This window comes from Micromonospora sp. WMMC264, assembly GCF_027497275.1.
Lineage (GTDB): Bacteria > Actinomycetota > Actinomycetes > Mycobacteriales > Micromonosporaceae > Micromonospora > Micromonospora chalcea.
In genome coordinates this window covers 1546468-1572196 of the sequence record NZ_CP114907.1, presented here as the reverse complement: position 1 = coordinate 1572196, position 25729 = coordinate 1546468, and the positions used below count along the sequence as shown (strand labels likewise).

Annotated in this window: 18 protein-coding genes and 1 pseudogene; 14 read left to right on the top strand and 5 right to left on the bottom strand. The window is 68.0% G+C overall.

Annotated elements, in window-relative coordinates:
• Window position 1 precedes the first annotated feature (1 nt).
• The gene (locus O7542_RS06490; protein WP_281605866.1) at window positions 2–1531 is read left to right on the top strand and encodes a glycoside hydrolase family 43 protein; all 1530 of its coding nucleotides are present in this window, start codon (window positions 2–4) and stop codon (window positions 1529–1531) included.
• A gap of 17 nt (window positions 1532–1548) precedes the next feature.
• Here the strand turns inward: O7542_RS06490 and O7542_RS06485 are convergent, their stop codons facing one another.
• From O7542_RS06485 to O7542_RS06470, 4 genes are all read right to left on the bottom strand, one after another.
• Window positions 1549–2418, bottom strand: coding sequence for a carbohydrate ABC transporter permease (locus O7542_RS06485; protein WP_281605865.1), 870 nt, complete (start codon window positions 2416–2418; stop codon window positions 1549–1551).
• On the bottom strand, window positions 2415–3368 hold the full coding sequence (locus tag O7542_RS06480) for a sugar ABC transporter permease (protein WP_051611455.1): 954 nt from the start codon (window positions 3366–3368) through the stop codon (window positions 2415–2417). The genes O7542_RS06485 and O7542_RS06480 overlap by 4 nt, the downstream gene beginning before the upstream one ends.
• A 71-nt stretch (window positions 3369–3439) precedes the next feature.
• The gene (locus O7542_RS06475) at window positions 3440–4696 is read right to left on the bottom strand and encodes an ABC transporter substrate-binding protein (RefSeq protein WP_043322939.1); all 1257 of its coding nucleotides are present in this window, start codon (window positions 4694–4696) and stop codon (window positions 3440–3442) included.
• 393 nt (window positions 4697–5089) lie between these two features.
• On the bottom strand, window positions 5090–6616 hold the full coding sequence (locus O7542_RS06470; protein WP_069088315.1) for an alpha-L-arabinofuranosidase C-terminal domain-containing protein: 1527 nt from the start codon (window positions 6614–6616) through the stop codon (window positions 5090–5092).
• A 154-nt stretch (window positions 6617–6770) separates the two neighbouring features.
• Between O7542_RS06470 and O7542_RS06465 the strand changes: the two genes are divergently transcribed.
• From O7542_RS06465 to O7542_RS06435, 7 genes and pseudogenes are all read left to right on the top strand, one after another.
• A complete protein-coding gene (locus tag O7542_RS06465; protein ID WP_043322934.1) occupies window positions 6771–7166 on the top strand; it encodes a GntR family transcriptional regulator in 396 nt (131 codons plus the stop codon).
• Window positions 7163–8062 carry an ABC transporter ATP-binding protein gene (locus O7542_RS06460; RefSeq protein WP_064445472.1) on the top strand — a complete coding sequence of 300 codons (900 nt, stop codon included), beginning with the start codon at window positions 7163–7165 and terminating at the stop codon, window positions 8060–8062. The genes O7542_RS06465 and O7542_RS06460 overlap by 4 nt, the downstream gene beginning before the upstream one ends.
• Window positions 8059–9024: an ABC transporter permease subunit gene (locus tag O7542_RS06455; RefSeq protein WP_281605864.1), complete on the top strand. Its 966-nt coding sequence runs from the start codon at window positions 8059–8061 to the stop codon at window positions 9022–9024. The genes O7542_RS06460 and O7542_RS06455 overlap by 4 nt, the downstream gene beginning before the upstream one ends.
• 220 nt (window positions 9025–9244) lie before the next feature.
• A pseudogene (locus tag O7542_RS06450) lies at window positions 9245–10024 on the top strand (transposase family protein).
• A gap of 255 nt (window positions 10025–10279) precedes the next feature.
• Entirely contained in the window at window positions 10280–11830 is a 1551-nt protein-coding gene (locus tag O7542_RS06445) for an ATP-binding protein (protein ID WP_281605863.1), read from the top strand.
• Entirely contained in the window at window positions 11827–12807 is a 981-nt protein-coding gene (locus tag O7542_RS06440) for a PD-(D/E)XK motif protein (RefSeq protein WP_281605862.1), read from the top strand. Before O7542_RS06445 ends, O7542_RS06440 begins: the two co-directional genes overlap by 4 nt.
• Window positions 12804–15776, top strand: a complete 2973-nt coding sequence (locus O7542_RS06435; RefSeq protein WP_281605861.1) for a Z1 domain-containing protein — start codon at window positions 12804–12806, stop codon at window positions 15774–15776. The genes O7542_RS06440 and O7542_RS06435 overlap by 4 nt, the downstream gene beginning before the upstream one ends.
• Before the next feature lie 987 nt (window positions 15777–16763).
• On the opposite strand, the gene O7542_RS06430 is transcribed toward O7542_RS06435, so the two are convergent.
• The gene (locus O7542_RS06430) at window positions 16764–17792 is read right to left on the bottom strand and encodes an acetylxylan esterase (protein WP_281605860.1); all 1029 of its coding nucleotides are present in this window, start codon (window positions 17790–17792) and stop codon (window positions 16764–16766) included.
• Window positions 17793–17859: 67 nt separating this feature from the next.
• Here O7542_RS06430 and O7542_RS06425 point away from each other — a divergent pair, with 67 nt between their 5' ends.
• From O7542_RS06425 to O7542_RS06400, 6 genes are read left to right on the top strand one after another with little or no spacing between them, the layout of a single operon-like run.
• Window positions 17860–18789 carry an ABC transporter permease subunit gene (locus O7542_RS06425; protein ID WP_064445469.1) on the top strand — a complete coding sequence of 310 codons (930 nt, stop codon included), beginning with the start codon at window positions 17860–17862 and terminating at the stop codon, window positions 18787–18789.
• Entirely contained in the window at window positions 18786–19724 is a 939-nt protein-coding gene (locus O7542_RS06420; protein ID WP_281605859.1) for a carbohydrate ABC transporter permease, read from the top strand. The genes O7542_RS06425 and O7542_RS06420 overlap by 4 nt, the downstream gene beginning before the upstream one ends.
• Window positions 19725–19766: 42 nt before the next feature.
• Window positions 19767–21410: an extracellular solute-binding protein gene (locus O7542_RS06415; protein ID WP_069088313.1), complete on the top strand. Its 1644-nt coding sequence runs from the start codon at window positions 19767–19769 to the stop codon at window positions 21408–21410.
• Window positions 21407–22933, top strand: coding sequence for a xylan 1,4-beta-xylosidase (locus O7542_RS06410; RefSeq protein WP_281605858.1), 1527 nt, complete (start codon window positions 21407–21409; stop codon window positions 22931–22933). Before O7542_RS06415 ends, O7542_RS06410 begins: the two co-directional genes overlap by 4 nt.
• Window positions 22930–23619 carry a hypothetical protein gene (locus O7542_RS06405; RefSeq protein WP_281605857.1) on the top strand — a complete coding sequence of 230 codons (690 nt, stop codon included), beginning with the start codon at window positions 22930–22932 and terminating at the stop codon, window positions 23617–23619. The genes O7542_RS06410 and O7542_RS06405 overlap by 4 nt, the downstream gene beginning before the upstream one ends.
• On the top strand, window positions 23616–25727 hold the full coding sequence (locus O7542_RS06400) for an alpha-glucuronidase (protein ID WP_281605856.1): 2112 nt from the start codon (window positions 23616–23618) through the stop codon (window positions 25725–25727). Before O7542_RS06405 ends, O7542_RS06400 begins: the two co-directional genes overlap by 4 nt.
• Window positions 25728–25729: the final 2 nt, after the last annotated feature.

Genomic DNA, 25729 nt, shown 5'->3' with positions numbered 1-25729 from the left:
AATGGAACCGGAGCCTGCGGACGACGGCTACCGCAACCCGATCCTCCCGGGCTTCTGGCCCGATCCGAGCATCTGCCGCGCCGGTGACGACTACTACCTCGTGTGTTCGAGCTTCGAGTACGCGCCCGGTGTGCCGATCTTCCACAGTCGTGACCTGGTCAGCTGGCAGCAGATCGGCAACGTGCTGGACCGCGCCGATCAGCTCCGTTTGCCGGCCGACACGCTCGCCTCGCGGGGCATCTACGCGCCGACGATCCGCCACCACGACGGCCGGTTCTGGGTCGTCACGACGAACGTCACGCTCGACCGGCACCTGATCGTCACGGCTACCGATCCCGCCGGCCCGTGGTCGGATCCGGTCTACCTGGATCTGCCCCACGTGGACCCGTCGCTGGCGTGGGACGACGACGGCACCTGCTGGATGACGGTGTCCGGGGTCGAGTCGTACCGGATCGACCCGCGTACCGGAGAGGTCCTGGAAGGACCGGTGGCGATGTGGTCGGGGACGGGCGGCCAGTACCCGGAGGCGCCGCATCTGTACCGGGTCGGCGACTGGTGGTACCTGCTCGTCTCGGAGGGCGGCACCCACACCGGCCACGCGGTGAGTGTCGCTCGCGCCCGCTCGCCACGCGGGCCGTTCCAGCCCGGGCCGGCCAATCCGATCCTGACGCATCGCGGCACCGACCGGCCGGTGCAGGCGACCGGGCACGCCGACATGGTCGACGCGGCCGACGGCAGCTGGTGGATGGTTCTGCTGGGGATCCGGCCGAAGGGCCAGTGGCCGCCCTACCACGTCCTGGGACGGGAGACGTTCCTGGCGCCGGTGCGCTGGGTAGACGGGTGGCCGGTGGTCGACCCGGTCTCGATCGTCACCGGCCCGGATGGGACGAGCCGGTGGGCCGAGCGGGACGACTTCGAGGACGAGCGGCTCGGTCCACAGTGGATTTCGCCCCGTAGCCGGCCCGACTCGGCGTGGTCGTTGACCGACCGGCCCGGCTGGCTGACGCTGCACGCGACCGGCGACAGCCTCGACCGCAGTGGCGCCACCGTCGTCGGCCGCCGCCAGCAGCACCACGACTGCCGGGTCAGCGCCCGCATCGATCCCGGCTCCGGCCGGTCCGGCCTGACGATCAGGATCGACGAGGCCCACCACTACGACCTGGAGCTCGCCCGGGGGCAGGCCCGGGTCGTCGGCCGGGTCGGACCGTTTCGGCAGGTGTTCGGGGAGTGCCCGGTGCCCGCGGGGGCGGTGACCGTGGCGCTGGCCATCCGGACCACCGGCGTGCTGCCCCCGACGGTCACCTCGTCCGGCGACCTGGCGCGGGCGGGCCTCGTCGGCGTCACGGCGGCCGGCAGTGACACGATCAGCTTCGAGGTCGAGACCGGCGACGGCTGGTCGTGCCTGGCGGAGCTCGACGGGCGCTACCTGTCCACCGAGGTCGCCTCCGGGTTCACCGGCCGGGTCATCGGCATGTACGTCACCGAGGGAAGCGCCGGTTTCGACTGGTTCGACTACCGGCCGGCCGGCTGACGGGACCGAGACGGACCTCACCCCTTGAATGCGCCTTCCATGATTCCCTGCACCAGACGGCGTCCGACGAACACGAACAGCACCAGCAGCGGAATGGTGGCCAGGAACGAGCCGGACATGGCCAGCCCCAGGTCGATGTCCCGGTTCTGCTGCAGCGCCTTGATGGCGATCTGGACGGTGTAGTTCTCCGGCGACTTCAGGACGATGAACGGCCACAGGAAATCGTTCCACGCGTAGACGAACGTGAACAGCCCCAGCACGTACGCCGCCGGGCGGACCAGCGGGAACGCGATCCGCCAGAAGATCTGCCAGGTGGTGGCGCCGTCGACACGCGCCGCGGCCATCAGCTCGTCGTCGATGGTGCTGCCGATGTGCTGACGCATCCAGAAGATGCCGAACGCGCTGACCAGACCGGGAACGATCACCGCCTGCAGGGTGTCGACCCACTCCAGCTGGGACATGATCAGGTACTGCGGCACCACCGCCAGCTGCGCCGGCACCGTCATAGTCAGCACGACGATGAGGAACAGCGTGTTGCGGCCGGGGAAGGACAGCTTGGCGAAGGCGAACCCGGCCAGCGCGCAGAGCACCGCCTGGCCCACGGCGATCGTGCCGGCGACGATGACGCTGTTGAGCAGGGACTGCACGAACGGCACGATGGTGAAGACCAGCTCCGCCAGGTGCAGGAAGTTGCCGCCGGGTGTGATCGTCGGCGGGAGGGTCGTCGCGGTGGCGGAGTCCGTCGTCGCCACCACGAACATCCAGTAGAGCGGGAAGACGCTGGCGAGCGCCACGAGCGTGAGCAGCGCGTACACCGCGATCGAGACGCGGTTGGCCGAGCGCCGCCGGGTCCGTACGGGCGCGGCGGTCAAGGGTGCGGGCTTCATGGGCGCTCCGAGCGGACGCGGGTGGCCAGCAGATAGTTGAGTCCGGAGAAGGCGACCACGATGACGAAGAGCGCGACGCCGACCGCCGCGCCGTAGCCGAAGTGGAACTGCCCGAAGGACTGCTCGTAGAGGTAGAGGGTGACGGTCTGGCACTGCCGTGCCGCCCCGCACGTGAGCCCACCCACCGGGTTGGCCAGCAGCGGCTCGGTGAAGACCTGCAACCCGCCGATGGTCGACGTCACGACGGTGAACGCGATGATCGGCCGCAACGACGGGATGCTGATGTGCAGGAACTGTTTCCAGCCGTTCGCGCCGTCGGCGGCGGCGGCCTCGTACAGCTCCCGGGGTACCGACTGCAGCGCGGCGAGGTACAGCAGCGTGTTGTACCCGGTCCAGCGCCAGGCGATCATCGTGGCGATCATGACGTGGCTGCCCCAGAGCGAGGCTGTGAAGTCGATGTGGTCGAAGCCCAGCAGCCCGAGGAACCAGTTGATCATGCCGTAGTCGCGGTCGAACATCTGCGCGAAGACGATGGTCGTGGCCGCGACCGAGGTGACGTAGGGGACGAGCACCGACATCCGGAACAACGCGGCCAGCCGCAGCCGCGCGTGGTTGAGCAGATGCGCCAGGCCGAGCGCCAGGAGCAACTGCGGCACCGTCGACATCACCCAGATGCTGAACGTGTTCCGCAACGCGCCCCAGAAGCGCGGGTCGTGCAGGAGTTCGGTGAAGTTGTCCAGCCCCACGAAACGGTGCTCACCGATGGGATCCCAGTCGAACAGGGAGATGTAGAAGGTGAACAGCAGCGGGAAGAGACCGAAGATCAGGAAGAGCACGAAGAACGGCGCGATGTACGCGTACGGCGCCAGGAACTCCCGTACGCCCTGCTGGATCCGCCGTCTGCGATGGGGGCGCCGGAGGTCCGGCGGGGCCGTGGCCGGGCTGAGCATGGTGGTCAAAGCGTCACCTCCGCGATGGGCGGTAGCCGGGCGGTGCCCGGCTGCCGCACGTCAGCCCTCGGTCATTCGCGTACGGCGTTCTTGACGTTTGTCAGCGCGGTGTCCCAGGCCTTCGCCGGGCTCACCTTGCCCTGTTCGACGCTGGTGAGCGTGTTGAGGAACTCGGTGCCGATCGGGCCGTCCTGCGGGCCGAAGTAGAACGGCTTGATCCCCAGCACCGACTGGGTGTAGATCTTGCCGATCGGCGCGTTGCTGAAGAACGGGTCGGTCTTTCCGACCAGCTGCGGATCCGTGTAGACCGACGGCGTGGTGGGCAGCGACCCCTGCATCAGGAAGTGCTCGAGCTGACCCTTCGGCGACTGCATCTCGGAGATGTAGTTCCACGCCGCTTTCGCGTTCTTGGCGCGCTTGGGGATGGCGAGGAAGCTGCCGCCCCAGTTCCCCGAACCCCCGGGAATCGTGGCGATGTCCCACTTGCCGTTCGTCTCGGGGGCGTTCGTCTTCATCTGGCTGAGCATCCAGGACGGTGAGCACACCACCGCGTAGTCGCCCTTCTTCATGGCCGCGGTCCAGCCGGAGGAGAACGACCCCTGCTTGGCGGAGATGCCCGCCTCGAAGGCCTTCAGCGTCACGTCGAACGCCGCCTTGACCTGCTCGTTGTCGTAGTCGAGCTTGCGGTCGGCGCTGTAGTAGCGCTGGCTGCCCTGGTTGACCGCCTGGAAGAAGACGCTGGTCGGCGTGTTGTCCACGAACGGTTTCCCGGTCTTCTGGACGTACTGCTTACCGACGTTGATGAACTCGTCCCACGTCGGCCAGAGCTTGGCGACCTCGTCCCGGTCGGTGGGCAGGCCGGCCGCCTTGAACAGATCGGTACGGTAGGCGACCGCCAGCCCGCCGACGTCGGTCGGCACCCCGATGATCTTGTTGTCCTTGGTCGTCGCCTGCGACATCACCCAGTCGAGGTAGTTCCCCTTGATGTCGCCGGCGCCCAGCGTGGTGAGGTCGACGAAGTTGTCCGGCGACTGCATGAACTTCGGCAGGTCGTCGGCCTGGATGAGCACCAGGTCGGGCACCTTGCCACCGGCCAGCGCGGCGGTGAGCGCCTGCGCGGTCTCGGTGGTGCTGCCGACCTCGGTGAGCTTGATGCGCACATCGGGGTGCGCCTTGGTGTAGACGTCGACGTCGGCCTTCTGGTTGATGTTGGCAAACGACCAGAACTCGAAGGTCTTCGAGTCGGATTCGCCGTCTGATCCGCCACATCCGCCGAGGAGGAGCGCGGCGGTGGCGATGATGGCTACGGTGCTCCGGACGCGTTTCAACGGCCCTCCATGCGGTAATCGTGCGCGGCGGTGGTCGGGTGACCGCGGCGAATCAGCGCGACGGTCCCTCCGGCGGTGGGCACCGCAGGCGAGGTCGTCGTCTCCGAAACTTATCGAGATATTTACATGCCAGGATTGTGTGCGCTGAGGCTACTAAGTGCCCCGCCATCCGTCAACGACCCCGCTGCCTGCGGTAGCACCGAGCAAGAGGCAGACGTTCCGACCGACACAGCACCGAAAATTATCGGACCGAGCAGCGCGCCACTGGGCGAACTCGATCGACCGAGGTCACTGGCAATTTCCTGGCCCCAGGCGCCGGAGTGAGGAGAGGAACGCAGGCGTCACCAGACCGCTGTCGTCACGCGGCCGTGCGCGGAGCCGTGTGTCCGGCGGTCAGGCGAGGTCGAGCGCCACCGTGACGTACGCGTGCGGCGGCAGTTCGACCTCCAGGCCACGCGGGTGGTCCGTGACCCCGGCGTGCTCGCGGGGCGCGACGCCCGTGGTCGACGGCGTGTTGTGCGCGTCGAGCGCGTCGGCGGTCAGGATCGTGGCCCGGTGGGCGGTGACGTCCCGTCCGCGCAGGTCGAGGACGACGGTCACCGGACGCCGCGCGTCGAGGTTCGACAGCGAGACCAGCGCCGTGTCGCCGCGCGTCGAGGCGGACGCCGAGAGCGTCGCCAGGTGATCCCCCGCCACCTCGCGCACCGGGACCTCGCCCTTGAAGGTCACCGCGAGCGACGCCGCGTCGTGGTGGGCCCGGTTCATCGCGAACACGTGGTACGAGGGCGTGAGCACCAGCGCGCCCGTCTCCGGGTCGGTGAGAATCATGGCCTGGAGCACGTTCACCGTCTGCGCGATGTTCGCCATCACGACGCGCGCCGCGTGGCGGTGGAACGTGTCGAGGTGCACCGCGGCCACCAGCGCGTCGCGCAGCGTGTTCTGCTGGTAGAGGAAGCCGGGGTTGGTGCCCGGCTCCACGTCCCACCAGGTGCCCCACTCGTCCACGACGAGGCCGACCTTGCGCTGCGGGTCCCAGCGGTCCATGACCGCCTCGTGGCGTGAGACCAGCTCCTCGATCCGGGTCGCGTTCCGCAGCGCGAGGTACCACTCCTCCTCGTCGAAGCCGGTCGCCGCGCCCTTCGACGACCAGCCCCGGGTCATCGTGTAGTAGTGCAGCGAGACGGCCTGGAACGGCCAGGCGCGGGAGTCCGGCGCTGCCAGGTCGTCGAAGGAGCGCATCAACGTCTCGGTCCAGTGGTAGTCGTCGCTGTTCGCGCCCGCGGCGATCCGGTAGACGGTGTTGTCGCCGTGGTCGCGGACGTAGGTGGCGTACTGGCGGGCCAGCGAGGCGAACTGCTCGACGCGCAGGTTGCCGCCGCAGCCCCACGCCTCGTTGCCCAGTCCCCAGAACGGGACCCGCCAGGGCTCGTCGCGCCCGTTCTCCCGCCGCAGGGCGGCCATCGGAGAGTCGTCGCCGCGGGTCAGGTACTCGACCCACTCGGACATCTCCCGCACGCTGCCCGAGCCGACGTTGCCGGACACGTACGGATCCGCGCCCAGCAGCTCGCACAGCGCCATGAACTCGTGCGTGCCGAAGGAGTTGTCCTCGACCACGTCGCCCCAGTGCGAGTTGACCATGCGGGGCCGCAGCTCGCGCGGGCCGATCCCGTCGCGCCAGTGGTAGTCGTCGGCGAAGCAGCCGCCCGGCCAGCGCAGGTTCGGGATGCCGATGCGGCGCAGCGCCTCCACCACGTCGAGGCGGATCCCGCCCTCGTTCGGGGTCGCGGAGCCCTCCCCCACCCAGAAGCCGCCGTAGACGCAGCGTCCCAGGTGCTCCGCGAAGTGGCCGTAGACGTGGCGGGAGATGGTGGGGCCGGTCAGGTCGAGGTCAATGACGGCGGTGACGGTGGAGGCGGTCATGGTCGTCCTTGGTGGAAGCGGCCTGCGGGATGCGGCGTCGGCAACGATACAGCCATCGGCGATCATGTCGATCCCCCAGCCGCGGCCAACCCGCCCTTCTTGACCGCCCACCTGCTGCTTTACTACGGTACTAGTAAAGCAGCGAAGGGACACCGTGTTCGTCTTCCGGCTCGACACCCACTCCGGCGTGCCGCCGTACCTGCAACTCGTCCAGCAGGTTCGCCAGGCGGTGCTGCTGGGCTTCCTCCAACCCGGCGACCGCCTCCCGCTCATCCGCGAGGTGGTCGAGGACCTGGCCATCAACCCGAACACCGTGGCCAAGGCGTACCGGCAGATGGAGCAGGAGAACCTGGTCACCGGCCGGCCCGGCCAGGGCACGTTCGTCACCGAGCAGCAGTCGGCCGCGATGTCGCCGTCGACGTACACGTCGCTGCGCCGCGGCCTGGCGACGTGGCTGCGCCGCGCCTACGAGGCCGGCCTCGACGAGCAGGCGGTCGACGCGCTCTTCACCTCCGTCCACCAGCAGACGAGAAACGAGGACGTGGCGTGACAGACACCGAGATCGCGCTGCGCACCGACGGCGTGGGCAAGCGGTACCGGAAGGGCTGGGCGCTGCGCGACTGCACCCTGACCCTGCCGGCGGGCGGCGTGATCGCCCTGGTCGGGCCGAACGGCGCGGGCAAGACCACGCTGCTGCGCCTGATCGTCGGACTGCTGGCGCCGAGCACCGGCACCGTCGAGGTCCTCGGCCACGACGTCACCGCCAGCACCCCGCAGACCCTGTCCCGGATCGGGTTCCTGGCCCAGGACCACCCGCTGTACAAGCGCTTCACCGTCGCCGAGATGCTCCGCTTCGGCCGGGCCTGCAACCTCCGCTTCGACCAGGGGCTGGCCGAGCGCCGGCTGGCGAAGCTGGGCATCCCGCTGGACCGCCGGGCCGGCTCGCTCTCCGGCGGGCAGCAGGCCCAGGTCGCGTTGGCCCTGGCCCTGGCGAAACGGCCGGACCTGCTCGTCCTCGACGAGCCGGTGGCCAGCCTCGACCCGCTGGCCCGGCGCGAATTCCTGCAGGTCCTCATGGGCGCGGTGGCCGACGGCGGGGTGACGGTCCTGTTCTCCTCCCACGTCGTGCACGAGCTGGAACGTGTCTGCGACCACCTGGTCGTGCTCAACCACGGCCGGGTCACGCTCACCGGTGACATCGACACCCTCCTCGCCGAGCACCGGCTGCTCGTCGGCCCGCGCACGGCCACCGACCTCGACCGGGCCGGCGCCGTCGTGGACGCCGTCCACAGCGACCGGCACACCACCCTGCTGGTACGCGACGGCGGCATCCCGGCCGCGCCGGGCTGGCAGGCCCAGCCGGTCGGGCTGGAGGACCTGGTGCTGGCGTACCTGCGCCGGCCGTCCGAGCCGGGCGCCGCGGTCCCGTCGGAGGTGGCGGCATGACGTGGTTGATCTGGCGCCAGCACCGCACCGAGGTCTGTGTCCTCGGTCTGCTTCTCGGCGTGTTCGGCATCGCCCTGCTCGTGCTCGGGACGCAGGCCCACGACCTGTTCCCCGGCGGCCCCGCCCGGTGCGCGGGAACAGCAGGCGCCGGCGAGACGTGCACGGCCGCCTTCCGCCGGCTCGACGAGGAGTACGGATACGTCGAGAACCTCCTCGCGGCCTTCTACCTGGTGCCCGTCGTCATCGGCGCGTTCCTCGGCGCGCCGCTGCTCGCCCGCGAACTGGAGGACGGCACCTGGCAGCTCGCCTGGACCCAGGCCGTGCCGCGGATGCGCTGGCTGGCGGCCAAGCTCGCCGCGCTGGCCGGCGTCACAGTCGCGCTCACCGGCATGTTCACCGCCGTGCTCACCTGGTTCCGGCAGCCGTTCGATGCCTGGGAAGGGCGGTTCCAGTACGACGCCTTCGACCTGGAAGGGCTCGTTCCGCTGGCGTACGCGCTGTTCGCGTTCGGCGTCGCCACCGCCGCGGGGGCGATCCTGCGGCGCAGCCTGCCCGCGTTCGGCGTCGCGTTCGGGGCGTTCCTCGCCGCCCGGATGTCGGTGGCGCTGCTGGCCCGTCCCGCGTACGCCACGCCGCTCACCACCATGGAGCCGGTCCCCGCCGGCGGCACGAAGGGTCAGGCCGGAGCCGGCGTCGCCGACTGGGTGATCGAACGCGGCTACGCGGACGCCGCCGGGCGCAGGCTGAGCTCGACGGAGTACTACGAACTGGAGGACGCGGCCAACCAGGCCGGCACGAACCTCAGCCAGTTCCTGCACGAACGCGGCATCCAGCGGTTCGGGGTCTACCACCCTGCCGACCGGTTCTGGACGTTCCAGCTCATCGAGGCGGCGGTGTTCGTCGCGGTCGCGGCGATCCTGATCGGCGTGGTGGTGTGGCGGGTACGGCGCCGTTTGATCTAGCCGAGGTCGGCTCAGCACCGCCTGGTCCGCAGGCCATTGCGGAGTTGCCGGCCTTCATGCCCGCCAGGTTGCCTGACCAAAGCCTCCGAGATCAACGAGCCTTTTCCAAAATCATGTTGCAGCTCAGGACGGGTGCGGCAGGCCCGATGATCGACGGGTGCGAGGCTCCAGGTAGGACAGCTGTCGACCAAGACTAGAAGCCCCAACCGGGAGCCTCGCCCTGCTCTCCTACCCTGCCACGATTCCGTTGTCCAGCCGCACCCTGAACCACCCCGCAGACCGCATGCGCGGCCACCGCAAGCAGCGCCGATCACGGTGACGGTGCCTCGAACCCGGCCGGCAGGCGCTGCTCGCTCTGGCCCATCTGCGTAACGGCGACACCTTCACCCGACTCGCGGCCGGCTTCAAGGTCGGCGTCGCCACCGCCTGGCGCTACGTGCAGGAAGCCATATCCCTGCTCGCGACGGCCGCCGATGACCTGGCCACCGCCATGGAACGGATCCGCCGGCTGGCGTACGCGATCTTGGACGGCACCCTGATTCCCATCGACCGGGTCGCTGACCAGAAGCCGTACTACTCAGGGAAACACAAGCACCACGATGTGAACGTGCACGTCATCGCCGATGCCGCTGGCCGGCTCGTCTAGGCCTTAGCGCTGCCCGGCTCAGTCCATGACCTGACCGCAGCCCGAACCCACGGCATCATCGAGGCGCTGACCACGGCAGACGTGATGACCTTCACCCATTAGGGCTATCAGGGCGCCGGCGGAAGCGTGCGCACGCCGTTCAAGCGCCACCGATACCGACCGAAGCTGTCCCGCCGCCAGCGGGCCGTCAACCGTGGTCATGCCCGGCTCCGCGCCCGCGGCGAACGAGCCATCGCCACGCTGAAGACCTGGAAGATCCTGACCAAGCTGCGTTGCTGTCCCCGCCGCGCTACGGCGATCGTGCAGGCCATCCTCGTCCTGCACCGCGTCGAGACCAGCCGCTACTCAGGATGAAAACGGCTCACTGTCGTGGCCGGCCGAGTCATGCCCGTCCTCTTGGAACCCTCAACATGCGCAGCAGAAGAACCAATTTCGCGGCCACTTCAAGGATGCGTCGTACGCCCAGAGACGGATGAGCTGCTCGATGTAAGCTTGGCTCGGTTGGTCACAGCATTCCGAGCAGCCTTCTAGCTATGGAGTTGACTCGGCCGATTGGCCGATGCGCGCCTCAGGCGTGGCGCGTAGGCTCAGACGTCGCATCTAGGCAAGATGCGCGTTGCAAGCAGGGCGGGGTCTGAGTTGTCGACGTGGCGAGAAGATATTCCAACAAGTGGCTCGGTAAGCCTGCCGCCTGACCCGCATGCGCTTGACGGCCTTGGACGCAATCATCGAATAGAGACCGCTCTAGCGGATCTCGTGGACAACGCTATTGACGCCGAAGCAAGCGAAGTAGTCATCAGATTCGTGCAGCGCCACGGTCGCCTGCGCTCCCTGTACGTCGCCGATAATGGCCACGGCATCTCCTCCGATCTCATCGACTCGGCCATGACCGTCGGTGGACGTCGTGAATACAAGACCGGCAGCCTGGGTAAGTTCGGTCTCGGAATGAAGGCTGCATCGTTTAGTCAAGCCCGTCGACTCTCAGTGTTCAGCCGCTCCGCGGTCAGCGAAATCAACGGTCGCCGATGGTCACTAGATGACGTCTCGAATTTCCGATGCGACATCGTACCGTCCGATTTCGTCAACGAGGAGCTGGGTCAAGACTGGGGCTTCAAGACAGCCGGCGGAGGGGGTCGTACCGTTATTCGTTGGGATGACATCACTGGATTCACCGTGACGGACGATCCGGACCGCGTGCAAGCGTTCTTAAGCGCGACGATATCGAAGATCCTTGACCACCTTGGGCTGGTGCTTCACCGCTTCCTGGACCGGGGGGCCCTACGAATCGCCGTCGACGTCGCCGACGCCGATCGTTCCGTGGTCGGCGCCCAGTTCGAAGTCGAGCCGATCGACCCGTTCGCTTACCACCACACCGGCCATCCGGACTACCCGAAGACCCTTGTGGCGGAACGCAACAGCCAGAGGATTGAGTTCACTTGCCACGTCTGGCCCGGCCGCTCCAAGTCCCCGAACTTCCGCCTGCCAGGCGGTGCCATAGAGCGGCAGGGCCTGTACTTCTACCGAGCCGACCGGTTGTTGCAGGCTGGCGGCTGGGATGGCCTCACCGCCGTCGATCCGCGGCTGCAGCTCGCCCGCGTCGCGATCGACATCAACGATGACATCGCGGGGCTCTTCTCCATGAACCCCGAGAAGTCACGAGTGACGGTCGGGCCCGACTTCGCCCACCTCGCCGAAGCCGCTCGCGACGCCGACGGCGCTCGTATGGCCTCCTACCTTCGGGATGCCGAAGGCACCTACAAACGATCACGGGAACGCCGCCGAGACCGACGCAAGATGATTCCTCCCGGCAAAGGATTCGACCCTCTCACCAGGAGGGCGATCAGCGAGGAGGTCCCGTTCATGCCCGGCGAAGACCCGATCGACATCAGGTGGCACCGGTTCCAGAGCCTTGAGTTTTTCGCTGTGGATCGCGAGAACCGCACCTTGTGGCTGAACGATCGCTACCGCCCGGCTGTGGTGGGGAGTGGGCGCGGTGGGCTGAATGATGCTCCGCTGGTAAAGGCGCTGCTCTACCTCCTGGTCGAGGACGTGTTCGAAGGTGAGTATCTCGGGGCCAAAGACAAGGACAACATCGCCATGTGGCAGGAGATCCTGACAAGCGCAGCCCGGTCCCAGCACGCCCGCGGCACGACCGCATGACCCGACAGCACCTCAGCATCGCTGGCTTCCGCGAGTACCTCGCTGCCGGCGTTCCGATGGCGCTTCCGATGGGCAAAGAACCTTCGCTGACCCTCACCATTGATCCAGGGCGTCCTTCCATCACCCTGCAGGGGCCCCTTGCTGATCGTGAGGCCGTTCCACGGTTTCGCCTCGAACATCTCAGCGTGCGGCCAGCACCCCGTGATCCCGGCTTCCTCCAGGTCGTGATCACAGACCCGTCACTCTTCGTGGATGCCTACCCCATACTTTGCGCAGTAGCCGACCGAGCCCGACTGGATGGCAAAGGATTCGGAGGCGCCGTCACGGAGACACTTCGGCTACTCACACGTCTGATGGGGCGGGGCCGCTCGATCTCCCGGGAGCGTGAGTTAGGCCTCTGCGGCGAGCTACTGACGTTAATTGGAGCATCCAAACGGCTCGGACCGCAGGTTGCTGTCTCGGCCTGGCGCGGACCACACGGCGAAGAACACGACTTCGCCATCGAGGACTTCGACGTCGAGGTCAAGACCACCGCGTCGGAGAGCCGGACGCACTGGATCGGCTCGCTCACGCAGTTGCAGGCGACACTATCGGCGCCGCTGTGGCTCGTCTCCCATCAGCTGACCGAAGCCGGCCCGGGACAGGGGTGGAGGTTGAGCGAACTCGTAGCCGCTGCCCGGGACAGCGCCGCCGGCTCAGCCGCCGGCGTCGAACTCGACGCCAAACTCGCAGCGGCAGGCTGGGCAGAACCCTTTGATGAGCTCTGCACCACGCGCTGGCGGCGACGAACTCCTTCACGCGCCTTTCTCGTTGCCGAAGACTTCCCGAGACTTACCGCACAGCAACTCGCCTACACGGGATTCGACTACAGCCACGTCACCGACGTCAGATACCGCATCGATTTGACACACCAAGAAGCAGGCGCCCCCGTCCCCGAGCCACTCGCCGACATCATCGCCACTGAGGTGCACCCATGACCGAACCCTTCGCGACCAGCTACCGAGAAGCGCTCAAGGCCATGGACCTGCGCGGACCCCGCCGCCTACATGCGTTGGCGTCTGCCCTCACGGACGACCCTGCCATGTGCACCGACGACAACCTCTGTGCCTACCTCACTGCGGTAGACCCCAACGACAGCCTCCGCATAGACCTCGCCGTACGACTTGCCACCTGGGACGCCGCCGAAGACGTCGCCTGGACTGATGGCACCCGCAATAACACCCCCGAACGGCGGTCCCGGATAACCTCGCTGCTGGGCCTCGACGACAAAGCATCTACGCTGCTGCTTGAACTAGTGCCCATCGCGTCGACCGAGAGCACCGTCATCGATGGCGATTGGACACCTTGGTACACCGAGAGCATCCGCCGCGAGCGTAATTTCTACTGGGACCACTACCGGAACCACCTCCTACACGCGCGCGGTTTCGACCCCAAAGCAGTGGCCGCGCTCGACGCGTCCACGACAAAGGTCGTGGAGCGCCTAGCGGACCCCACCGGCGCCAAACGCCACCAGGCGAAGGGCCTTGTCGTCGGCTACGTTCAGAGTGGCAAGACAGCGAACTTCACCGGAGTCATCGCCAAGGCCATCGACGCTGGCTACCGGCTCTTCATCGTTCTCAGCGGCAGCGCGAACCTGCTACGAACCCAGACACAGCGCCGACTCGACATGGAGCTTGTCGGCCGTGAGAACCTGCTGCGGGGCATCAGCGAGCACGACACCGAAGCGTTTGACTACCACGCCGACCGAGATTGGCGTGACGGCAAGTTTGTCCGGCATGGCGTCCTACCTAGTGACGTCGGCCAACCCGACATCGTCCGCCTCACCACGCGAGACTTCGATTACCGGAGCCTGCAACAAGGCATCAGCGCCCTTGACTTCGAGCGGCCTGACCGCACCAGGCCCTTGTATGACGACGTCAATCTTCGGGGCAGCCATGCGCGCCTGGTCGTGGTGAAGAAGAACAACCTCGTGCTGACCAAGCTGGTCAAAGACCTACGCAAGATCACCACACGTCTCGCCGACATCCCGGTCGTGATCATCGACGACGAGTCCGACCAAGCGTCTCCGAACACCAGCAACCCAAAGAAGTGGGAGAAGGACCAAAAAGAGCGGACCAGCATCAACCAGCGCATCAGCGAGCTGCTGACACTGCTGCCGCGTGCTCAGTACGTCGGCTACACCGCGACACCGTTCGCCAACGTCTTCGTCGACCCCAGCGACACGGAAGACATCTTTCCGAGCAACTTCATCATCTCCCTTGACCGGCCACCGGGATACATGGGAGCCGCGGACTTCCATGACCTCGACGCCGACCTCGACGACACCGAACACGACTTCGCAAGCTCTAAGGAGAAGGCGCACGTACGTCCGCTACCGGACGATCCGGATGACGAATCCCACCTCCGGGAGGCCATCGACGCCTTCGTGTTGACGGGGGCGCTCAAGCTCTATCGACAGGACCGAGGCGAGGGAGTCTTCCGACACCACACCATGCTGGTGCATCACGCCATGCAACGCGCCGTTCACAGCGACAAAGCGGCGGAAGTTCGCAAATTGTGGGAGACCGGCGGGTACTTCGCGCCGGCCAGCGCTGACCGGCTACGCACGCTCTACGACGAAGACATCCGCCCGGTCAGTCAAGCGTTTGCATATGAAGACAGCATCCCCGACACCTACGAAGAGCTGACGCCGTACGTCGCTCAGGCGGTCCGCGACATCGGCCAGGGGGGTGACCCGGTCATCGTTGTCAACAGCGAGAAAAGCCTTGAGAACGAGCAGATTGACTTCGACCAACGGGGAGTCTGGAAGATCCTCGTCGGCGGAAACAGCCTCGCTCGTGGCTTCACTGTCGAAGGGCTCACCATCTCGTACTACCGGCGCCTGACCAAGCAGCAAGACACCCTCATGCAGATGGGCCGGTGGTTCGGCTTCCGACCCCACTACCGTGACCTCATCCGCCTCTACATCACCCCGTCCCTGCACACAGCCTTCGAAGCAAGCTGCCGCGACGAGGAACACTTCCGAGCCGAGCTCCGCCGGTACGCCACACCTGTGGACGGTAAATCCCAACTCACGCCGGCTCAGGTGCCACCTCTCGTTGCCCAGCACCTCGATTGGCTCAAGCCCACGGCAGCCAACAAGATGTACAACGCCGACCTCGCCGAACGACGATCGCCAGGCATCGCCGTCGAGCCGAGGCGGTGGCCGTCCAACCCTAAGCTGATCGAGTCCAACACCAGGGCTTTCCAGCCGCTACTCGACGCCGCGAAAACCTACGCCCACCTCTATGGGGAGCTGCCCAACGCTGCGAAGCCTGACAGTGCCGAGTCAGAGAAAACACCCGAAAGCTGGAACTACCACGCCTGGATCGGCAGGGTCAGCCATCCGGTCCTGCTCAGCGTCATGCAATCACTTCGCCTCGCAACCGACGACGCGCTGACCCCTGATCTACGGTGGCTCAGCTCGCTCACCCCGGAGCAAATCAGTGGCTGGGTCGTCATCCTGCCGCAGCATAAGGGCTCAACGGCCAACCGACGGATTCTGGGACACGAGCCAATCAGCGTCCACACCAGAACTCGGCAGAAGCCCGATTACTACGGCGGCATCAGCAAGCTTGAACACCGAGGCCCCGGGGAAGTCATCAAACGCGTACTGGCAGCCGGTGGCAAAGGTTGGAACGATGCGGCGATCGGTGACGAACATGCGAGGCAGCATGTCGAGCCCCGGTCAGGTTCGATTCTGATCTACCCAATTGTTGACCGGGCAAAGGAAGGCCAGTCATCTATCACCGGCCAGGAGAATGATGAACTCCAGCCTCACCAGGTGACTTTGGCGTTTCGTCTGGTCGCGCCCGAATCGGCCGTCGGCGGCGACAAGCGTCTTGTCTTGTTCGAGGCCAAGGTGACCTCTCAGCGAAACGCTGCGATCGTCGACAAGCAAAACTAGGAGTAAGTGACAGTGCGAGAGACGTCCTTTCCCGCCGACATTGAAAGCTGCGCCCGAGGTGGGGCGCGCTTGCAGCGATCGATAGGTTACGCCGCATGACTACCCTCTACTCGATACCATTCCCGCCGAGTCTGTAATTAGCAACCTGAGAGCCTCCTTTGAGGACAACGGACCTCGCCTGCACAGCGGGCGTAGGTTAGATTCTCTCGGTGGAGGCGGCGACCGTGCCAAATACGCAGGACCTGATTGGCGCGAACGACCTCGTTGCAGTGCAGATGCTGTCGGTAAAATGGTTCCGGCCGAAGCCGCCATTAGACTTCTCGAGGGAGAACTGGGCAGGCGTATCGGTGAGTTGCTCGCCGTAATACCCACCAATGTCGAGTTGGGTGCAGACAATTCCGCTACGCTTGTCGCAGACGGGCGGGCTACTGATCGGGCGTGGCACCTACTCGACGAACAACCCGGGATCGACTACGTCATCTCCGGCAATCTCATGGTCCGCAAACGTCCCCACCTCATCCCCGCCTACGACCAGGTCATCGCTTGTCTGTTCGGTAGACCCGACCATGTCTGGCTGCGGCTACGCTGCCGCCCTTCCGCAGAGCAGGGCCTATTGCGCAAAGAACTAGCTCGCCTGCGCATCCGCGCCGCCCTCCCGGCCACTGTCAGCCTCTTGCGAATTCTGGACGTGGCGCTTTGGATACACCACCTTCCGCATCATCAGCGCACCAGATCCTGCCCGGGTTCGGCACCGTCGCTTGGGTCAACTGTGACCAGGCTTGCCCCCCAGCCCAGGTGGCGCAAACCTGATCTCACCCCCAGCAGGGAGCTGGCCGGGCAACGTTGTCTCACGGCCTGCCAGGTCATTCTTCGAACCTGATCTCCGACATCAGCCGGCGGAGGATGCTGCCGCCAACACCGACCCTGTCGGTGGTCACCGGAGGAGACGCCAATACCAAGTGACACCTCGGACGTCCGGCGGGTCCGTCAGCCGGCCGCCGTCCCGGCGGAACCGATCACCGCGTCCAGCCAGCGCAGCTGCCGCCGGACGTGGACGGCCTCCCCGCCCTCGTGGCCGTTGAACGGGTACGTGTGCATCTCCCGTAGCGGCGCCGCCGATCCGCTCGCGGCGGCGTACTGGTTGTAGGCGGCGAAGCCGGTGCTCGGTGGGCAGACCTCGTCGCGCAGACCGATCCCGAAGTGCGCCGGGGCGGTGGCGCGCCGGGCGAAGCTGACGCCGTCGACGTAGGACAGCGTGCGCCGGACCGGCTCCTCGGCCTCGCGGTGCACCGCGAGGTAGCGGGCGATCTCGCCGTAGGGGGACGCCTCGGTCACTTCGATGGCGCGCTGGATGTCGCACAGGAACGGGGCGGTGACCAGGAGCGCGGCGAGGCCGTCGGCGAGGCCCGCCGCCGCGAGCGCGAGTCCACCACCTTGGCTGTTGCCCACCGCGGCGACGCGGGCCGGGTCCACCCCGGGCAGTACGCGGACGGCGTCGATCGCGCGGACCGCGTCGGTGATCAGGCGGCGGTAGTGGTAGTCGTCCGGGGACAGGATTCCCCTCGTGGCGGGGCTGGGCCCGCCGGGAGCGTCGTGCGGGTCCGGGGTGTCACCGCGGCTGTACAGGCCGGCCTGTCCCCGGTTGTCCACCAGCAGGTGGGCGTAACCCGCCACCGGCCAGGTGAGCCGCTCCCCCGGCAGGCCCCGGCCGCGCCCGTAGCCGGGGTACTCCACGACTGCCGGCAGCGGCGTGGCTACGCCCGCGGGACGGGTGTACCAGGCCCGCACCGGTTCGCCGGCGAACCCGGCGAACGTCACGTCCCACACGTCGAGCAGCCGCAGGTCGGTGGGTTCGGGGCGGACGTCGACGAGCACCGGGCTGGCCGCGGCGGCGGTGAGGGTGGCCCGCCAGAACCGGTCGAAGTCGGCGGGCTCGACGACAGCCGGCGTGTAGCGGCGGAGCTGGCCGAGGGAGATATCAATCGACGCTCTTGACACGAAGATAACGATACCCATAAATTTCCGAAAGGCTTACGACGTATTACCGGAAACGTTCCGGCCGACGGTCAGGGGGAGGACGAGCTTGGCAGCCCCGACCCCGCGCAGTCGCCGTACGCCCTGGCGGCGGGCCCTGCGCCGGGACTGGCAGCTCTACTCGCTCGCAGTCCTGCCGCTGCTGTTCTTCCTGACGTTCCGCTACCTGCCGATGCTCGGCAACGTGATCGCGTTCCGGCGCTTCCAGCCGGGCGGCAGCCTCTTCGGCGAGTACTGGACCGGGCTGCGGTACTTCCGGTTGTTCTTCACCGACCCGACCTTCTGGAGCGTGTTCACAAACACGCTGGTGCTGGGCGCGCTGACGCTGGTGTTCTGCTTCCCGCTGCCGATCGTGCTCGCGCTGCTGCTCAACGAGGTGCGCAACCGCGCGCTCAAGCGGTTCGTCCAGTCGGTGTCCTACCTGCCGCACTTCCTGTCGATAGTGATCGTGGCCGCCATGGTCCTCCAGTTGCTGTCGGTGGACGGCACGGTGAACCAGATGGTGCGTGCCGTGGGCGGCGAGCCGGTGGCGTTCATGCAGCAGGCCGGATGGTTCCGGACGATCTACGTCTCCTCCGAGGTCTGGCAGACCGTCGGCTGGGGCACCATCCTCTACCTCGCCGCGCTCACCACCGTCGACGGCGACCTGTACGAGGCGGCCCGCATCGACGGCGCCAACAGGTGGCGGCAGACCTGGCACGTGACGCTGCCGGGGATCCGGCCGACGATGGTGACGCTGCTGATCCTCAACATCGGCACCTTCATGGCCGTCGGCTTCGAGAAGATCCTGCTGCTGTACAACCCGCTCACCTACCCGACGGCGGACGTGATCTCGACCTACCTGTACCGGGTGGGCATCGTCTCCGGGAACCTCAGCTACGCCGCCGCCATCGGCCTGTTCGAGTCCGTGATCGGGCTGACGCTGGTGCTGTCGGCGAACGCGATCTCCCGGCGCACGGTGGGGACGAGCCTGTGGTGAGCACGCAGGCCCGCGCCCAGGCCCATACACGGAAACCGGCGGCCCGGCCGCGTGGCCCCCGGCCCACCCGCGGCTACCGGGTCTTCCAGGTGGTGAACGCCCTCGTGCTGACCGGCGTCGTGGTGGTGACCCTGTATCCGTTCCTCACCATCGTGGCCCGCTCGCTCAGCGACAACGCGTACATCGTCGCGGGCGAGGTGAACCTCGTGCCGCGGGGGTTCAACCTGACCGCGTACCGGGTGGTGACGTCGGACCCGACGTTCTGGGTCAGCTACCGCAACACCGTCTTCTACACGGTGGTCGCCACGCTCGTCTCCGTCGTGCTGACCACCTGCTACGCGTACGTGCTGTCGAAGCGGCACCTGCGGGGCCGGACCGCGCTGGTCGGGATCGCCGTGTTCACCATGTTCTTCACCGGCGGCCTGATCCCCAACTACGTCCTGGTCACCAGCCTCGGGCTGAAGAACACGGTGTGGGCGATCGCCCTGCCCAACGCGATAAACGTGTTCAACCTGCTGGTGATGAAGGCGTTCTTCGAGAGCCTGCCGGTCGAGCTGGAGGAGGCGGCCGCCGTCGACGGGCTGAACACGTACGGCACGCTGCTGCGGATCGTCCTGCCGCTGTCGAAGGCGATGGTCGCCACGATGGTGCTGTTCTACGCCGTCTCGTTCTGGAACTCGTGGTTCGCCGCGTTCCTCTACATGGACCGGCAGGACCTGCTCCCGGTGACCGTCTATCTGCGCAACCTCATCGCGGGCGCGACCGACGCCACGCAGACCGGCGGCGGCCTCGGCAGCGCCGGCGACGTCGTCCAGTCCGCCGCCACCATCCAGTCCGTGACGATCGTGCTGACGATCCTGCCGATCCTCGCGGTCTATCCCTTCATCCAGCGCTATTTCGTCTCCGGAATCATGCTCGGCGCCGTGAAGGGATAGCCGCCGCCCGCACCACCACCCCACCACCGGAAGGAAGAACCCATGGCCCAGCTGTCCCGGCGCCAGGTACTGCTCGCCAGCGGCGCGGCCGCCGTCGTCGCCCTGGCGGGTTGCGGCGACGACACCCCGGACAAGAAGGACCTCGACCGCAACCGTACGGGCGCGATGGACAAGTACGGCATCGGCGACCAGTTCAAGGCCACCGAGCCGGTCACGTTCTCGATCCTCTACAACAACCACCCGAACTACCCGCTCAAGCCGGAGTGGCTGTTCTGGACCGAGCTGGCCGGGCGGACGAACGTCAAGCTGGACCCGGTCGCCGTCCCGCTGAGCGACTACGAGCAGAAGCGCAGCGTGCTGGTCGGCTCCGGTGACGCCCCGATGATCATCCCGAAGACCTACCACCCGCAGGAGAACTCGTACGTCTCCTCCGGCGCCATCCTGCCGGTCAGCGACTACCTCGACCTGATGCCGCACTTCAAGGACAAGATCGAGAAGTGGAAGCTCCAGCCGGAGATGGACACGCTCCGGCAGGAGGACGGCAAGTTCTACCTGCTGCCCGGCCTGCACGAGAAGCCCTGGCAGGACTACACGCTCGCGGTCCGCACCGACGTGCTGGAGCAGCTGAAGATCCCGTCCCCGACCACCTGGGACGAGGTGTACGCCATGCTCAAGGCGATGAAGGCGGCCCACCCGGACGTCATCCCGTTCTCCGACCGGTTCGGCAAGCCCAACCCGGCCGGCAACCTGCTGAACATGCTGGCCCTCGCGCACGGCCTGCCCGGCGCCGGCTGGAACTACCAGCCGACGAGCTGGGACTCCGGGGCCGGGAAGTACGTCTTCACCGGCGCCTCGGACGGCTACCGGCAGGTGGTGGAGTATCTCCACAAGCTGGTCGCCGAGGGGCTGCTCGACCCGGAGACGTTCACCCAGACCGACGACCAGGCCCGGCAGAAGCTCGCCAGCGGCAAGTCCTTCGTGATCAGCACGAACGCGCAGACCCTGGTGAACGACTACCGCCCGGACATCGCGAAGATCAACCCGAACGCCCGGCTCGGCAAGATCCTCTTCCCGGTCGGGCCGGCCGGAGCGGTCAACCCGGCGACCCGGCTGGAGAACGGCGTGATGATCTCCAGCAAGGCGCGCGACGGCAAGAACTTCGTGGCCATGATGCAGTTCGTCGACTGGCTCTGGTACTCCGACGCCGGCCAGGAGTTCGCCAAGTGGGGCGTCGAGGGAACCACGTACACCAAGGACGGCTCGGGCAAGCGCACCCTCGCCCCGGACGTCAACGTCATCGGCCTCAACCCCAAGGGCACCAAGCACCTGCAGAAGGACTTCGGCTTCTACAACGGCGTCTTCGCCTACGGGGGCAAGCTCGACCTGGTGCAGTCGTTCTTCTCGCCCGAGGAACTAGAGTTCCAGAAGGAGATGAACGCCCGCAAGGCCGCGCCCTGGGTGACTCCGCCACCGGCGCCGCTCAGCGACTCCGAGCGGGAGCAGACGACGCTGTGGGCGACCGCGCTGAAGGACCACGTCACCCAGAACACGCTGAAGTTCGCCCTCGGCCAGCGGCCGCTGAGCGAGTGGGACGCCTACGTCTCGGAGCTGAAGGGCAAGAACGCGCAGGCCTACATCGACCTGGTCAACAAGGCGTACGACCGGTACCGCAAGAACCACGGATGACGCGGCTCCTCGTCCCCGACCGGCCTGCCGGCCGGCTGACCGACGCCTGGCGTACCTGCGTCGGCACCGGCCGGTTCGACCTGGCTCTGCGACGTGACTATCAGGACTCGCTGGCGCTGGTGCAGCGGGACATCGGCTTCCGGCACATCCGCGGCCACGGGCTGCTCAGCGACGGCGTCGGCGTGCACCGCCCGTACGAATACCGGGGCGAGCGCCGGGTGCGGCACGCCTTCACCTACGTGGACCAGGTCGTCGACGCGTACCTCGCGCTGGGCATCCGGCCCTTCGTGGAGCTGGGGTTCATGCCCTCGGCGCTCGCCTCCGGCGACCAGACCGTGTTCTGGTGGCGGGGAAACGTGACGCCGCCCCGGTCGTACACCGAATGGGGTGACCTGGTGCGCGCGACGGTGGCCCACCTGGTCGACAGGTACGGGCTCGACGAGGTGCGCGGCTGGCCGATCGAGGTGTGGAACGAGCCCAACCTGCCGGCGTTCTGGGCGCGCGCCGACCAGGACGCCTACCACCGCCTGTACGAGGTCTCGGCGCACGCCGTCAAGGACGTCGACGCGGCGCTCCAGGTCGGCGGCCCGGCCCTGTCCCCCGGCGCCGACGAGTGGCTGAAGCCGTTCGCCGAGTTCGTCACCGACCGCGACGTGCCTGTCGACTTCGTCAGCCGGCACGCCTACACCTCCGGCCCGGCGCGGCACCTGCCGTTCGGCACCCGGCAGACCCTGGCTCCGGCCACGGAGCTGCTGGAACAGTTCGCCGCGCCCCGCCGGCACCTGGCCGGCACCGCGCTGGCCGACCACCCGGTGCACATCACCGAGTTCAACTCCTCCTACCGGCCGGACAACCCGATCCACGACACGCCCTTCCACGCCGCCTACCTCGCTCCGGTGCTGGCCGGCGGCGGGGATCTGGTCGACTCCTTCTCCTACTGGACCTTCAGCGACGTGTTCGAGGAGGAGGGGGTGCCGACCGCGCCGCTGCACGGCGGCTTCGGCCTGCTCACCCACCGGCAGATCAAGAAACCCACCTACCATCTGTACGCGTTCATGGCCCGGCTCGGCGACGAGGTGCTCGCGCGCGGGCCGGACCATCTCGTCACCCGGCACCCCGACGGCCGGGTCGCGGTCCTGGCCTGGGCCCCGGTGGACGTCACCGGCCGCGAGCCGGTACCCGAGCGGCACACCCTGTCGCTGTCGGTTCCGATCGGCCCGCCGGGCACCGCGTCGGCGTTCCTGCTCCGCTCGGCAGTGAGTGAGGACGCCGGCAACGCCTTCGCGGCCTGGCGGGAGATGGGCAGCCCGCACTCACCCCGGCCACGGCAGCTCGACGCGTTGCGGGAGGCCGCCGAGCCGGCCCGTACCCATCGCGCAGTGCCGGTCGCGGGCGGGCGGGCGGACCTCGACCTCGTCCTCGCCCGGCACGAGGTGACTCTCGCCGAGCTGACCCCGGTAGTGGACGAGACGCCGCCGTGGTGGGACGACAGGTTGCTCGACCCGCACGAGGACCGACGGTGACCGGCGCGACCGGCGGGCTGCGGGAGTTCGGCGACGGGCCGTTGTCGCGGGCCGCCGCGACGGTCCACACCCTGCTCGTGGTCGAACTGCTGCTCCTGGTGAGCACGCTGCCCGGTCTGGCCGTGCTCGTGCTGCTCGACCGCGACAGCAGCAACCTTCCGCTGGTCGCCGCCGCCGCGCTGCCGGTCGGTCCGGCCGTCTCGGCCGCGCTGCACACGCTGCGGCACCAGCGCCCCGACCTGACCGATCTCCGTCCCGCCGCCGCGTTCCGCCGGGCCTACCGGGCCAACCTGGCGGGCGTGCTGCGCGTCTGGGCGCCGACGCTGCTGTGGCTCGCAGTCATCGCGGTCAACCTGGCGAACCTGCCCGCCGCCGCCGTCCCCGGCTGGTGGGCCGTGCCGCTCGTCGTGGTCGGGGCGGGGGTGATCCTGGTCGGGGTCAACGCGCTGGTGATCGTTTCGCTGTTCACCTTCCGCACCCGCGACGTGCTCCGGCTCGCCGTGTACTACGTGGCGCGCAAGCCCAGCGTCACAATCGGCAACGTCGCGCTGCTGGTCGCCGCCGCCGGCGTCACCGCGGTGTTCTCCGAGGCGGTGCTCGCCCTGCTCGCCGCGCTCCTGGTGCTGGCGCTGCTGCGGATCGGTGCTCCCATGATCGACGACATCCGGGCGGAGTTCACCGCGTGAGCGTCCCGGTCACCGGCCGCTTGTCGGCCGACAGCGGCGAGTCGGCCTGGCATGCCGCCTGGCTACCGACTGCGGCGTTCCGTGAGCTCGGTTCCCGGCCGGTGCTGGTGCACGGCGACGGGCTCCTGGTCGACACCGTCCTCGGCGAGGTGAGCCGGGCCTGCGCCCGCTACGGCGGACGGCTCTGGCACGGGCCACCGTGGCCTGTCGACGCCGACCTGGTGCTGGCCCTGCGCGGCGCCGGCCCGGTGCCGAACGCGGCGGCGGAGACGGTCCGGCTCGGCGCGACACCGGCGGTGAACGGCACCGGCGACGGCGCCCTCGGCGACGAGGGGTACCTGCTGACGCGGGCCAGCGGCGTGACAGTGGTCCTCGCCGACGCGCCGGCCGGCCTGCTGTACGGGATGTTCCACGTGATCCGGCTCGGCGCGGCGGCCTTCCACGACGACCTTCCGGCGCGGCGGCACCGGCCGGCACTGGACCGGCGGATGCTCGACCACTGGGACAACGTGGCCCTGCACCCGGTGTCGGGCCAGGTCGAGCGGGGCTACGCCGGCGGCTCCCTGTTCTGGCGCGACGGCGCCGCCCGGCACGAGCCCGCCCGGCTCCGCGACTACGCCCGCCTGCTCGCCGCCTGCGGCGTCAACGCGATCTGCGTGAACAACGTCAACGTGCACGACACCGAGGCACTGCTGCTGACCGACCGGCTCGGTGACGTCGCGGAGATCGCCGAGGTGTTCCGCCCGTACGGCATCCGGGTGCATCTGGCGGTGACCTTCGCCGCCCCGGTGGCCCTCGGCGGCCTGCCCACCGCCGATCCGCTGGACGAGCGCGTACGGGACTGGTGGGCCGCCGCCACCCGGCGGGTCTACCAGCGGATCCCCGACTTCGGCGGCTACCTGGTGAAGGCCGACTCCGAGGGCCGGCCCGGCCCCTTCGCGTACGGGCGCGACCACGCCGACGGCGCGAACCTGCTCGCCGAGGCGCTCGCGCCACACGGAGGCGTGGTGCGCTGGCGGGCGTTCGTCTACGACCACCACCAGGACTGGCGGGACCGGTCGACCGACCGGGCCCGGGCCGCCCACGACCACTTCGCGCCGCTGGACGGACGATTCGCCGACAACGTGATCGTCCAGGTGAAGTTCGGCCCGATCGACTTCCAGCCACGCGAACCGGTGTCCCCGGTGCTCGCCGCGATGCCTGCTACCCGGCTGGCGGTGGAGGTGCAGGCGACGCAGGAGTACACCGGCCAGCAGCGGCACGTCTGCTACCTCGGACCCTGGTGGAGCGAGGTGCTGCGGTTCCGGCCCCGGGGCGCGGCCGGCGACACGATCGCCGACATTGCGGCCGGACGGGCGGGCGCCGGTGGCGGCCTGGTCGCCGTGTCCAACGTGGGCGACGACCCGTTCTGGACCGGGCACCCGCTGGCTCAGGCGAACCTGTACGCCTTCGGCCGGCTCGCCTGGGATCCGCTGCTGGATCCCGGCGCGATCCTCGACGAGTGGATCGACCTGACGTGGCTGCCGGTGACCTCCGGCGACCCGGAAGCGCTGCGGCGCACGATGCACGCGATCATGGACGATTCCTGGCGCACCTACGAGCGCTACACCGCCCCGCTCGGCGTCGGGTTCATGGTGCGGCCCGGCCACCACTACGGCCCGGACGTGGACGGCTACGAGTACACAGCGTGGGGCACCTACCACTTCGCCGACCGCGACGGCGTCGGGGTGGACCGGACCCGGGCGACCGGGACCGGCTTCACCGGCCAGTACCCGCCGCCGTGGTCCGAGGTGTACGAGTCACGCGAGCGCTGCCCCGACGAACTGCTGCTGTTCTTCCATCACGTGCCCTACCGGCACGTGCTGCACAACGGCCGTACCGTGATCCAGCACATCTACGACACGCACTTCGCCGGGGTCGAGGAGGTGATGGCGATGCGGGCACGGTGGCGGCTCGTCGCCGGGGCGGTCGACCCGGCCGTCCACGACCGGGTGGCGGAACGCCTCGACGAGCAGCTCCGCAGCGCCGTCGAGTGGCGGGACCAGATCAACACGTACTTCTTCCGCAAGTCCGGGATCCCGGACGCGCACGGTCGCCGCATCCACTGAGC

Excerpts from the sequence above, each read along its gene's own strand:
- O7542_RS06480 (WP_051611455.1), bottom strand. The coding sequence starts at position 3,368 with ATGCTCAGCCCGGCCACGGCCCCGCCGGACCTCCGGCGCCCCCATCGC.
- O7542_RS06435 (WP_281605861.1), top strand. The coding sequence starts at position 12,804 with ATGACCGAACCCTTCGCGACCAGCTACCGAGAAGCGCTCAAGGCCATG.
- O7542_RS06440 (WP_281605862.1), top strand. The coding sequence starts at position 11,827 with ATGACCCGACAGCACCTCAGCATCGCTGGCTTCCGCGAGTACCTCGCT.
- O7542_RS06430 (WP_281605860.1), bottom strand. The coding sequence starts at position 17,792 with ATGGGTATCGTTATCTTCGTGTCAAGAGCGTCGATTGATATCTCCCTC.
- O7542_RS06485 (WP_281605865.1), bottom strand. The coding sequence starts at position 2,418 with ATGAAGCCCGCACCCTTGACCGCCGCGCCCGTACGGACCCGGCGGCGC.
- O7542_RS06415 (WP_069088313.1), top strand. The coding sequence starts at position 19,767 with ATGGCCCAGCTGTCCCGGCGCCAGGTACTGCTCGCCAGCGGCGCGGCC.
- O7542_RS06470 (WP_069088315.1), bottom strand. The coding sequence starts at position 6,616 with ATGACCGCCTCCACCGTCACCGCCGTCATTGACCTCGACCTGACCGGC.
- O7542_RS06445 (WP_281605863.1), top strand. The coding sequence starts at position 10,280 with ATGCGCGTTGCAAGCAGGGCGGGGTCTGAGTTGTCGACGTGGCGAGAA.
- O7542_RS06490 (WP_281605866.1), top strand. The coding sequence starts at position 2 with ATGGAACCGGAGCCTGCGGACGACGGCTACCGCAACCCGATCCTCCCG.
- O7542_RS06455 (WP_281605864.1), top strand. The coding sequence starts at position 8,059 with ATGACGTGGTTGATCTGGCGCCAGCACCGCACCGAGGTCTGTGTCCTC.
- O7542_RS06410 (WP_281605858.1), top strand. The coding sequence starts at position 21,407 with ATGACGCGGCTCCTCGTCCCCGACCGGCCTGCCGGCCGGCTGACCGAC.